This window comes from Citrobacter youngae (assembly GCF_003818115.1).
GTDB classification, from domain to species: domain Bacteria; phylum Pseudomonadota; class Gammaproteobacteria; order Enterobacterales; family Enterobacteriaceae; genus Citrobacter; species Citrobacter youngae.
The window spans coordinates 1-11,843 of record NZ_RPOI01000046.1 but is presented as its reverse complement, the minus strand read 5'-3'; the positions used below and the strand labels follow the sequence as shown (position 1 = coordinate 11,843).

11 protein-coding genes and 1 tRNA gene are annotated in these 11,843 nt (G+C 46.7%); 4 read left to right on the top strand and 8 right to left on the bottom strand.

What is annotated here, in order from left to right; all coding sequences use genetic code 11:
- The 3 genes from EHN13_RS23700 to EHN13_RS23690 form a co-directional block, all read right to left on the bottom strand.
- A partial coding sequence (locus tag EHN13_RS23700; protein WP_124022180.1) for a 3-hydroxyacyl-CoA dehydrogenase NAD-binding domain-containing protein occupies positions 1-1,447 on the bottom strand: 1,447 nt, incomplete at its 3' end.
- Positions 1,447-2,757, bottom strand: a complete 1,311-nt coding sequence (fadI, locus tag EHN13_RS23695) for an acetyl-CoA C-acyltransferase FadI (RefSeq protein WP_124022179.1) — start codon at positions 2,755-2,757, stop codon at positions 1,447-1,449. The genes EHN13_RS23700 and fadI, both read right to left, overlap by 1 nt.
- A 176-nt stretch (positions 2,758-2,933) precedes the next feature.
- Positions 2,934-3,218, bottom strand: a complete 285-nt coding sequence (locus tag EHN13_RS23690) for a YfcZ/YiiS family protein (protein WP_005129756.1) — start codon at positions 3,216-3,218, stop codon at positions 2,934-2,936.
- 371 nt (positions 3,219-3,589) lie between these two features.
- On the opposite strand from EHN13_RS23690, the gene fadL reads away from it, so the two are divergent.
- The gene (fadL, locus tag EHN13_RS23685) at positions 3,590-4,921 is read left to right on the top strand and encodes a long-chain fatty acid transporter FadL (RefSeq protein ID WP_061068238.1); all 1,332 of its coding nucleotides are present in this window, start codon (positions 3,590-3,592) and stop codon (positions 4,919-4,921) included.
- A 60-nt stretch (positions 4,922-4,981) separates the two neighbouring features.
- Here fadL and mlaA read toward each other — a convergent pair whose 3' ends face one another.
- Positions 4,982-5,737: a phospholipid-binding lipoprotein MlaA gene (mlaA, locus tag EHN13_RS23680; protein WP_124022178.1), complete on the bottom strand. Its 756-nt coding sequence runs from the start codon at positions 5,735-5,737 to the stop codon at positions 4,982-4,984.
- A gap of 286 nt (positions 5,738-6,023) precedes the next feature.
- Here mlaA and EHN13_RS23675 point away from each other — a divergent pair, with 286 nt between their 5' ends.
- From EHN13_RS23675 to EHN13_RS23665, 3 genes are all read left to right on the top strand, one after another.
- The gene (locus tag EHN13_RS23675; RefSeq protein WP_061068239.1) at positions 6,024-6,965 is read left to right on the top strand and encodes a formate/nitrite transporter family protein; all 942 of its coding nucleotides are present in this window, start codon (positions 6,024-6,026) and stop codon (positions 6,963-6,965) included.
- A gap of 75 nt (positions 6,966-7,040) precedes the next feature.
- Positions 7,041-7,115, top strand: a tRNA-Arg gene (locus EHN13_RS23670).
- A gap of 160 nt (positions 7,116-7,275) precedes the next feature.
- Positions 7,276-8,445, top strand: a complete 1,170-nt coding sequence (locus EHN13_RS23665; protein WP_124022181.1) for a tyrosine-type recombinase/integrase — start codon at positions 7,276-7,278, stop codon at positions 8,443-8,445.
- On the opposite strand, the gene EHN13_RS23660 is transcribed toward EHN13_RS23665, so the two are convergent.
- From EHN13_RS23660 to EHN13_RS23645, 4 genes are all read right to left on the bottom strand, one after another.
- Positions 8,429-9,628, bottom strand: coding sequence for a hypothetical protein (locus tag EHN13_RS23660; RefSeq protein WP_124022177.1), 1,200 nt, complete (start codon positions 9,626-9,628; stop codon positions 8,429-8,431). The genes EHN13_RS23665 and EHN13_RS23660 overlap by 17 nt on opposite strands.
- A gap of 50 nt (positions 9,629-9,678) precedes the next feature.
- Positions 9,679-10,257: a Swt1 family HEPN domain-containing protein gene (locus EHN13_RS23655; RefSeq protein WP_124022176.1), complete on the bottom strand. Its 579-nt coding sequence runs from the start codon at positions 10,255-10,257 to the stop codon at positions 9,679-9,681.
- A gap of 1 nt (position 10,258) precedes the next feature.
- The gene (locus tag EHN13_RS23650; protein ID WP_124022175.1) at positions 10,259-10,894 is read right to left on the bottom strand and encodes a DUF5343 domain-containing protein; all 636 of its coding nucleotides are present in this window, start codon (positions 10,892-10,894) and stop codon (positions 10,259-10,261) included.
- Between the two features lie 556 nt (positions 10,895-11,450).
- Positions 11,451-11,723 (bottom strand): Ogr/Delta-like zinc finger protein, encoded by a 273-nt coding sequence (locus EHN13_RS23645; protein ID WP_000783295.1) that lies wholly within the window; start codon positions 11,721-11,723, stop codon positions 11,451-11,453.
- Positions 11,724-11,843: the final 120 nt, after the last annotated feature.

Here is an 11,843-nt window from a genome sequence, read left to right as displayed (position 1 = left end):
TTTTGCCCTGCTTTTTCGCTAACTTAACGGTTGTGGCAATCGTCTGCTCAGAGGTTGTTGCATGCGGAATCACTTCCACCAGTGGCATTTTTTCTACCGGGCTAAAGAAGTGCAGACCAATTACCTGTTCAGGTCTGGTAGCATTAGCCGCAATATCGCCAATCGGTAAAGATGAGGTGTTTGACGCAAAAATAGTATGAGGGGCACAATTCTGCTCAACTTCTGCCACCATCTGTTGTTTTAACGACAGATCTTCGAATACCGCTTCAATAATCAGATCACGATGCGCAAAACCGCGATAATCGGTGGTTCCCGAAATCAACGCCAGCTGTTTATCACGCTCGCTGGCTTTGATATGACGGCGGCGAACCTTCGTTTCAAGCTGCTCCCAACTGTACTTCAGCGCGTGGTTGATTCCCTTAGCATTAATATCTTTGATGCGCACCGGCAAGCCACCTTTACAGGCTGTGACGTAAGCAATACCGCCGCCCATCAGGCCACCGCCCAAAATACCGACGCTATTCAGCGGGCCGGGCTTCGCTTCACTACCGGGATCTTTTTTTACATCGGTATTGGCAAAAAAGATGTTCCGTAGCGCCTTAGACTGCGAAGTCATCGCCAGCTCGCCAAACGCGCGGGCTTCCGCCTCATAGCCGCTGCTGCTGCCCTGCGCGAGACCGGTTTCGATCACCTCAAGAATGCGGTCCGTCGCAGGGTAGTTGCCCTGCGTTTTTTGCGCCGTCTTTTTGCTGACCATACGAAACAGCAGCGCACGTCCCAGCGGCCCCGCCAGCACGCGTTCACGTACGGGCAGAACCCGGTGTGCCGAGCTGTCTTTTTTGGCCAGTTCAACCGCGGCTTCCAGCAAAATGGTCTGTGGTACAACTTCATCCACCAACCCCACTTTTAGCGCCTGTTTTGCCCGGAGCTGTTTTCCTGTCAGGATCATATCCAGCGCAGTACTGACACCAATAAGACGGGGCAATCGCTGGGTGCCCCCGGAGCCCGGAAGCAGGCTCAACTGTACTTCCGGCAACCCCAGTACGGTTTTAGCATCATCGGTACAAATACGGTTGTGGCACGCCAGCGCCATCTCCAGCCCACCGCCCAAACAGGCACCATGAATAGCGGCAACAACCGGGATCGGCAATGCATTAATTTCCGCCATGATCTGCTGCCCCTGACGGGCCAGCGTTTCGGCTTCCTGCGCGCTGCGACAGCTACCAATCATGTTGATATCCGCCCCGGCAATGAAGTTATCGGGTTTAGCCGAAATAAACACCACACCACGCAATGCTTTGTTATCGCGGATTTGTTTCAGAATGGCCCTCACCTGAGAAGCGAACTCCGCTTTCAGGGTGTTCATTTTCTCTCCGGGCACATCAATGGAGACAACGGCGACGTTATCCAGACGCACGTTGAGCGTAAAAGCCGATGTCATTTCCATTATTCTGCCTCCAGAACCATTGCCGCACCCAGACCACCTGCCGCACATGCGGTGACTAAACCAAACCCACCGCCACGGCGGCGTAGTTCATGGAGGGTTTGGGTGATCATACGTGCACCGGTGGCGGCGAAGGGGTGCCCATAGGCAATTGAGCCACCCAGCACGTTAAATTTACTGTCATCGACTTCGCCAGTGGCGTGGGAGCGCCCCAGCACTTCGCGGGCAAAACGCTCGCTGCCCAGCAACTGGAGGTTCGCCAGCGTTTGTGCGGCAAAGGCTTCATGCATATCAATAAGCGTTAAATCCGCCATGGTTAAGCCTGCACGCTCCAGGGCAAGCGGCGTTGACCACGCCGGCCCCAACAGCATGTCCTGCCAGACATCAATGGCGGTAAAGGCAAAACTACGCAGATATCCCAGCGGTACCAGCCCTAACTCTTGCGCACGCGACTCCGTCATCATAATCACGGCGGCTGCGCCATCCGTCAGCGGAGTGCTGTTAGCCGCCGTAACGGTACCGTGTTTTCTGTCAAATGCCGGACGCAACCTCGCGTAATCCGCCATCGTCGAGTTACCGCGAATATTGTTATCTTCTGAAAAAGGATCTTTAAAGGGGGGAGTGTAGGTCGTCATCACCTCATCTGCGAGTTTTCCTTCAGACCAGGCCTGAGCTGCGCGCTGATGAGAGCGGTGCGCCAGCGCATCCTGCTGCTCACGCGTGATGCCATAGGTTTTGGCCATTTGCTCGGCGGTATCTCCCATGCGTAAACCAGTGGAATATTCAGCCACTGCAGGTGGCACAGGCATCAGGTCTCGCAAGCGTAGTCGGGAAAAGAGCTTCAGACGTTGCCCGGTTGTGCGGGCTTTATTAACATCCACCAGTACTCGCGCCAGCTTTTTGCTGACACCAATAGGCAGAACGGAAGAGGAGTCTGCACCACCGGCAATCCCAGCACGAATAGTTCCGGCCATCAGGCTTTCCGCGACATTTGCCACGGCCTGAAAGCTGGTTGCACAAGCCCGGCTTACGCTGTAAGCATCTGTATGCACATTCATTCCGGTTCCCAGAACGATTTCCCGGGCAATGTTGGGGGCTTCTGGCATTTGCACCACCTGGCCAAAAACCAGCTGTTCAATCACATCAGCAGGTATTTCGCTGCGGGCCAGCAATTCACCAACAACCATTTTTCCCAAATCAACGGCGGGAATGCCATGAAACGCGGTAGCCTGACGGGCAAATGGCGTACGCAATCCGCTCACGATGGCGATACGGTCGCCCTGGCGGGTAACCAGCGATAAAGCCTGACTCATAACACTCCCCTGTAAAAAATAAAAATAAGTGGTCTGACCTGATCACAGTCTTAACCAATTTTTTACATTTAGCCAAGCGGGGAGAAAAGAAAGTGAGAGCTATGACACAGTGAATAGTCACTGACTGTTACGAAAATGCCCTTGCCACCGGGTGGCAAGGGCATGAGCAGAAGGGATTAACGCAGGCCCAGCTGGAAAATCAGCGTTTCAGCTTCACAGGCAAAAACAAAATCGATATCCAGACGCACACCCTCTGACTCTTCAGTGAAAGTCGGGGTGATTTTGCAAGGTTCAGACTCTACGCTACGTGCCTTCTCAGTCAGAGCGGCCAGCGTTTCTTCTGCCTCTGCGCGATTCGCGAACACGCGGCTGTAGGAAGCGGTGCAATCGGAGTTGTCCATGATGGTGCCAACATCCATACAGCAGCAAACCGGGGTTTCATCAGCACTGCATTTACTCATTGTAGATTTCCTCTGTATTCGCACCCGAGGTGCCAGATAAACGATAGGGACATTTTACGCTCCCATTATTCGCCTCTCCAGTCGTTAATTGTGCGAAATGCGATAAGTGACCGAAATCACACTTAAAAATGATCTAAAACAAAAATCGCCCAAACAGGTGAGTGCGCGCACCTGCAATTTTGCCAGCTGGATCGCGTTTCTTAGATCAGAATTGAAAATATTTATAAACATACTTGCAACATTCCAGCTGGTCAGACCTATACTCTCGCCACTGGTCTGATTTCTATGTGGTACCTCAGACCCTACACTTCGCGCTCCTGTTACGGCATGTAACATAGTTTGTATAAAAATAAATATATGAGGTTATGGTCATGAGCCAGAAAACCCTGTTTACAAAGTCTGCTCTCGCAGTCGCAGTGGCAATTATCTCCACACAGGCCTGGTCTGCAGGCTTTCAGTTAAACGAATTTTCTTCCTCTGGCCTTGGCCGGGCATATTCGGGTGAAGGCGCTATTGCAGATGATGCTGGTAACGCCAGTCGTAACCCCGCGCTGATCATGATGTTTGATCGCCCTACTTTCTCTGCGGGTGCGATTTTCGTTGACCCGGATGTCGATATTTCCGGACGTTCGCGCATTGGTAATGACGCCAGCCAGGATAATATCGCCCCAACCGCCTGGATACCGAACGTGCATTTTGTTGCCCCGATTAACGATCAGTTTGGTTGGGGGGCGTCAGTTACCTCTAATTATGGTCTGGCAACGGAGTTTAACAATAATTACGCAGCCGGCTCGATGGGCGGAAAAACCGATCTGGAAACGCTGAACTTAAACCTGAGCGGCGCCTACCGTCTGAATAATCATTTTAGCTTCGGTCTCGGTTTTAACGCCGTCTATGCCAAAGCGAAGCTTGAGCGTTATGCAGGCGATCTGCCGCAGCAGATCGTTGCAGGCTCTGGTGGCAGGGTTCCTCCCGCCCTGGCCGCACAATACCCGGCAGATACGCAGATTGCGCGCCTGAAGGGTGACGAATGGGGCTTCGGCTGGAACGCCGGTATTCTTTATGAAGTGGATAAAGATAACCGTTACGGTTTCACCTACCGTTCGGAAGTAAAAGTTGACTTCGACGGTGATTACCGCAGCAGCCTGCCATCAATGGACCGTATTCCCGCGCAGTTGCGCCCGGTGTTTGCCAGCCTGCCTGCTGGCACTAACGGCAACACAATCGACGGATCACTTGATCTGAATCTGCCAGAAATGTGGGAGTTCTCAGGTTATAACCGCGTTGCGCCACAGTGGGCGGTTCACTACAGCATGGCATATACCAGTTGGAGTCAGTTCCAGGAGCTTAAAGCGAAAGGCAACAACGGCCAGACTCTGTTCTATAAAGAAGAAGGTTTCAAAGATTCTTACCGCATCGCGCTGGGTACGACCTACTACTACGATGATACCTGGACCTTCCGTACTGGTATCGCCTTCGATGATAGCCCAGTTCCAGCTAACCGCCGTTCCATCTCTATTCCGGATCAGGATCGCTTCTGGCTGAGTGCGGGTACAACCTATGCGTTTAATAAGGATGCTTCATTGGATGTCGGCATTTCTTATATGCACGGTCAGAAAGTGAAATTCGAAGAAGGCCCGTACTCCTTCGAATCAGAAGGGAAAGCCTGGCTGTACGGCATGAATCTGAACTACGCATTCTGATTTCCATCAGACGTAAAAAAGGTGAGCTTTTTAGCTCACCTTTTTATTTGCCTCAATTCCTTACTCAGAATCGATCTCTTTTAACTCATCCTGAATATCTTTTGCGTTCGGGTTTTCTTCTGGTTTGAGTTTACCGCCATTCGCAATAAAGTCATGACGCTGGAAGTAAGCTTCACGCACCATGATGTAAGGATCTGAAGATTGACGCAGCAGACCGTCAGAATCGAGCAGTTGCGCACGCGTTTCAATTCCTTCAACCGTCCATTTACCTATCGACAACGGCCAGGTTAACCAGGAGAGAACCGGATACAGCGTATCCACCATATCGCCGCCATCATCACGCAGCGTGAAACTGCCGTAGAACGGAAGCTGCACATATGGACCGTAACCGACATCATAATGGCCTAATGTGCTGCCGAAGCGGTGTGGTTCAACACGCTGCAACTTCGGATTCGCCATCCCCGCCACATCAATAAACCCGCCCATACCTAACAAGGTGTTGAGGAAGAAACGGGTAAAATGCACCATCCCCTGATAGGGGTCGCCTTGCAGGAAATAGTTAACCATGACAGCCGGTTCTTCAAGGTTGCCAGTAAAGTTGCTCAAACCATTACGGGCCGGCTGCGGAACATAATCACGCCAGGCTACAGCCACCGGGCGAACAACGTATGGATCCAACACATTAAAGTTGAAGTTGTACATGGTACGGTTGAACCCTTCAAATGGGTCCGAACGCCCCTGCTGTTCAGTACCGGAGCTCGCACACCCCACCAAAAGTGTGGTTCCCAGCGCAAGCGCCGACAGGCGAAGCTTCATAAGTGTCTCCCTGTGTATTATGGCTATCGCTGATTGCCATCCATGACGGAACGATGATGTATCCGCCTGATTAGATGTGAGCGATTGTAACAGCACGTCAATCGATGTCTATATGCCCTAACTTACTGATTTGATCATAGCCTGGTAATACAGACACAGTGATGGTTCATTTTAACGAAGCCAATAAAAACATGCGTTACCATTTTTGCGATTTCAGACTTTATCCACCAGCCTTCAAATAAAAACCGCTACGCTTTAGCAATACGTGCTTATTCAGGATCCTGGTATGAATGACATCGAAAAAGAGAAGATTGATCGCCACAGCGACGAGCTCCAGGTGGAAAGCGAAGAAAAGCGGAGCGGAAAAAAGATAGAGCTCAATGAGGACAGGCTCCCCTCACGTGCAATGGCGATCCACGAGCATATCCGCCAGGACGGAGAAAAAGAGATGGAACGCGACGCGATGGCGCTATTGTGGTCAGCCATCGCAGCCGGACTGTCAATGGGAGCATCGTTGTTGGCAAAGGGAATTTTTCACGTACAACTGGAGGGGGTTCCCGGCGGATTTTTGCTGGAGAATCTCGGTTATACCTTCGGCTTTATTATTGTGATTATGGCCCGCCAACAGCTCTTTACGGAAAATACCGTCACCGCCGTCTTACCCGTTATGCAAAACCCTACCCTCGGCAATTTTGGTTTGTTGATGCGTCTGTGGAGCGTAGTACTACTGGGTAATATTCTGGGCACCGGGGTTGCGGCATGGGCGTTTGAATACATGCCGATTTTTGATGAGGCGACCCGCGACGCCTTCGTCAAAATAGGCATGGATGTAATGAAAAATAGCCCGACGGAGATGTTTGCCAATGCCATTATCTCCGGCTGGTTGATTGCCACGATGGTCTGGATGTTTCCCGCCGCCGGAGCCGCAAAGATTGTCGTCATTGTCCTGATGACCTGGCTGATTGCCTTAGGCGATACCACACATATCGTCGTGGGTTCCGTTGAAATTCTCTATCTGGTCTTTACTGGCACACTGCACTGGGGCGACTTTTTCTGGCCTTTTGCCTTACCGACACTGGCCGGGAATATCTGTGGCGGGACGTTTATCTTCGCGCTGATGAGCCACGCGCAGATCCGCAACGATATGAGCAATAAACGCAAGGAAGAAGCCAGGTTGCAAGCAAAGCGGGAAGCACAACCGCAGAAAAACCAGAAAAAACAGACCTGAATGGCGACTGTTTGAGCAGTCAGGCAGCCTGAGACTTACCGTTGAGAGTAAAAAACGCTATACTCATGCCGCTTCGTCCCCTTAGTTAAATGGATATAACGAGCCCCTCCTAAGGGCTAGTTGCAGGTTCGATTCCTGCAGGGGACACCATGACTACATCTCAGCAAGTCCAATAACTTCCATAACTTACTGATTTAAATCCTAATCATTAATATTACTCGTCCAGTAAAGTGCCATTATTTCTAATGGAATCTATACATCTTTGCGTATAAGATTGTGTATAACTGAGTTCGATCTTTTTTCTATACACATGCTGCTATCTGATATCCAAATAAAACGAGCAAAACCAAAGGATAAGCCCTACACGTTGAACGATGGCATGGGGTTATCACTGCTTATTGACACCGCCGGCAGCAAAGGCTGGCGTTATCGCTACCGCTTTGCAGGCAAGCCCAAGATGATTTCCTTCGGCGTATACGGTGACGTATCCCTTGCGCAGGCGCGTACTAAACGTGATGAAGCTCGTTCGATGTTGGCCAAAGGGATCAACCCCAGCGAGGCCAGAAAGGCTGAAAAAATTGCGTTGCAGTTTGCACATGAGAACAGCTTCGAATCTGTCGCAAGGGAATGGCATGGTTCCAAAAAAGCCACCTGGTCAGTAGGGTACGCGAAAGAAGTTCTCAACTCCATGGAAAAGGATATTTTCCCTTTCATCGGCCAACGCCCAATCGAACAGATTGAACCGCTGGAGCTACTCACCGTTCTGCAAAAGATTGAGAAAAGAGGTGCTTTGGAGCAAACCAGTAAGATCCGACGCCGCTGCGGTGAAGTTTTACGTTATGCCGTTGTCACCGGACGGGCTAAATATAACTTTGCCCCTGATTTAGCGATAGCACTCAACAAACCAAAAAAGCAGCATTTTCCTTTCCTCACTGAAGGTGAGCTACCTGCTTTCGTCAGCGCTCTGGAGAACTATCAAGGCAGTTTAGTAACCAAGTACGCCACACAGCTGCTGATGCTGACAGGTGTACGTACAATCGAACTGCGTGCCGCAGAATGGGCTGAATTTGATTTAGAAAATGCATTATGGGAAATCCCCAAAGAGCGCATGAAAAAACGCCGTCCTCATCTGGTTCCATTATCTACCCAGGCAATTAGTATCCTGAGGCAGCTGCAAGTAATTACTGGCAATTACAACCTCGTTTTTCCTGGCCGAAATGATGCCAGGAAACCGATGAGCGAGGCGAGTATCAATAAAGTGATAAAGCTACTTGGCTATCATGGCCGCTTAACGGGCCACGGTTTTAGACATACTATGAGCACCATTCTGCACGAACATGGGTTTGAGAGTGCATGGATTGAAATGCAACTTGCGCATGTTGATAAAAATTCTATACGAGGAACCTATAATCATGCGCAATATATTGAAAAAAGAAAACAGATGTTACAATATTACTCTGATTCTATTTTGCACTTATAACCTGTTCCGCTAAAAACCTTACCAGAGGAACATAATAACTCACTAACTCCTCTGACTCAGTTAAGGGTATATGGCAGTCATCTCTATTATATTTATCCGAAGAGTGGACTAATGCATTTCTAATATGTTTTAACATCTGCGCAACGTTTGGTATCATATGTTCATTATTTATATTGATTGACAAGCTCTCACCAAATACTTTTCTAGCTTTTGTATATAATTTATCATCAGCTACCGTTTCGAATCTCTTAATAAACTCTTTCAGATCATCTTGATCTACATATTTCCTAAGCACCCGCATTAACATATCTTTCTCATCGGATTTATCGGTATGTTTCTTTACTACATTTATCAATGAAACAATATCCGCTGAGGAACCATTAAAGCTTGTAGACTGGATGTTAGCTCTTATTTTTGATTGTAACTCTTCCTCGGATACACTTAGGAAGTTGTACTCCAAGACATGGTAGTATGATAAAAATGATTGACTAGGAAATTGACTGCTCACAGCAACTTTGTAGTAATTTACAAGATTTTTGTCATAGCAACCAAATGGAATATTTAGTTCAACTTCATCCTCACTTTGAAATGTTGCTTGTAAGAGACGTCGACTTTTAAATAATTCCCATGCCTGAGAATGGTCGACTGCTAGTTTATACAAACAGGAATCAAAGCATTGCAACGCATCAGCCAGCATCTTTTCTGTATTAATCTTCCTTTTCAATATATATTTAATAGTAATCGGATGCCAAATAAGCATATCAAAATATATACTCTTCATATTACTTTTAATACGCCTAAGCATTCTCGGTTTAACAATCCTATCAAAATATCTTTTATAATCCTCAGACTTTAAGTGACTAAGTGAAAATTCCTTACTTGCCCGAGAAAGAACAACTTTTCTAGTAGAATTAGATTTAAATTCGAACTGCGGAGCCTCAAAGGTGTTTTGGTTGAGTCGTTGAACCACCACCTCAACTTCTCTATAACTTACGAGTGTGTTTTTTTCAGGGCTATAATTATATTGCCTTGACCTAGAAAATCTTTCAATAACCTCTGTGTAGTCTTCTATAAACTTAACTTCCAATTTCACATCACTTATTTCAGTATATAATCGACCGTCATCAACAACACAAGTTAAACCATTTCCCTCAAGAACATCCGTGATAAATTTGAAATTCATTACTAGCCTCACACTAAATTGCACTTAGAAAATAAGCCCACGTGAATATATCACTCCATAAGTCTAAACCAGTCTTTAAGTGTCAACTTCAACCGAACAACTTCATCTTCTGCCAGCGGGCTGCAATGAGCGATTGGACCTCGAAGTAAATTTAGACTATTCATAACTCTATTGAATGCTTTCTCACTATTAAAAAGATCAGCAAAATGAGTCCAGTTCTTCCTAACAATCTCGCCTAACTCTCCAAATGTTGTATAATCCAATTCATCGTCAGACCGTGGGGTAAAAGCTGAATCTATTTCTCTTTGCATATTATCTCGCACATTCTTTTTTATATGCTCGTGAATATTATTCCCTTCCCACCAGTCACTTCCCAATTCAGCGTTAAGCTTTTCTTTAATCAGACTTCGAATTGAAACTTCCAAGCAATAAAATATCTCATAATGTATTGACATTTCTTTAGCCTGAACTCTTACTGCATGGCTAAACTGTGGATAATAATCACCATCGATATTATCATTCTTTTCGCTACCTCGCCCGAGGTCTAGTTTTAATTCATTCTCGATGTGATCCAATTCTCTTTCAGCAATTTTATTCGAAAAAGCGAAAACTTTAATTTTATCTTCCATATTATTTTCTCAAAAGATTTTCCCGCAAGCTTTTAAATATAGAATTAAAAACAGCCACATCATCCGTTTTAGGTAAAACTAAATTAATTGTATATGAAAGTCCAAGTTTTAAATTTTGCTCATAGTCCTCATTTGACACATCTACAATTCGATCCGTACTTTCAGTTGAAGATTCACTTTCAACTATTGACTCACGCACTGAGTCAAAGCTAGCAAAAGCTCTAATTGCTTCAAATGTGCCAATAATAGCGCGAACTGTAGAGTTTCCTTTTTCAAGCCCCGTCATTTCAACTAATAAACCTTCAAGATCTTGTTTCGAAAGTTTATGGGCATATTCGTTTCTAGCATAAATATCTGGATAGGCATTTTTCAGTGCCTTACCCATTGCTGCTTTTGAAGTAGATGTATTTGTATTTCTAAATTGTTTATAAAGCTCTGTTGGGGTTCCATCAGAAGCAAGCAGACCCATTTTTTTCGCTAAAGGAATAAATGCCTTTGCACCACCTCCAGAAAATCCCAATCCCGTCGATAAAAAATCTTGGGTGAAACGCTCTGGCGTCGCTGCCACCTTAATTTTCTCAAGAACCTTACCTATAGTGCCTGTTGCATTCATAAAGGCAGGATGGTTTTTTGCCATAGAAACAACCTCCATTGCAATGTGATCTAGTTCTCATTATTGTCCCTCCTTCCTAAAAAAACATACTTTAGGTGAGGGAAATGACCTTTGGCTAGATTAACTATTACCACTCTTTTTTTTAATTATCAATGAGTCCCAAACACTAAAATCACGTAACTGACATTCAAAATAAAGTGTGCTGAGTAAAATTTCTAGCTACCAAAATCGCACTACACCGCACCCGCCTGCGGTTTTCATATCACTAAAATTTTTCAGTTGTGATTTTTTACAAACGATACCGCCAGCCCGCGCCCGTTCTGGGGATGCTCTGCGAGACAGGAACTGAAAAGAATGAAAAGAAATTCAGCTTTTTTCAGTTTTACTGTCCGTCGCATTTGTGGCCTGAATACGTAATGCTATGATATTAAATGGATAATTTATTTTAGGTGTGTAATTTTATGGAGGTTCGTGAAACACGAAAAATATAACAATATGAAAAATAATAATTTTATGTCCGCATAAACTGAAATCCTGTGTTCAGGTTCCGGGAACGGATCGGCCATTCCCGACGCATACCTTACCCATTCTTTTGCGCAGCCAGCAGCAACTTTAAAGCCTTTTCCCGCTCCTCGGGTGGAATGGCATCAATTAGCTCTTTAACCCTCCCCTGCCCGTTCAGCGCGCTTGGACTAACGGAATGGGAGAAAGCAACATTCATCACAAACGAGTGACCGCACTCCACATTAGAGCAATAGCAATACACATCGTACAGCTGTGGGTGTTTCCTGTTTGTTTTACCTATCCGCGCTACTGCCTGACATGTGGGGCAGTACATTCTCATCATCTTCATCGTTCTGTGCCCTATACTGTTGCCCGCCAGAAGAAGGGATTTGGATCCCTACCTCTTGTTCTGAACGTGTAACACTGGTAACACGTGTAACTCTATTGGTTTAAAAGGATTTAATCTGTT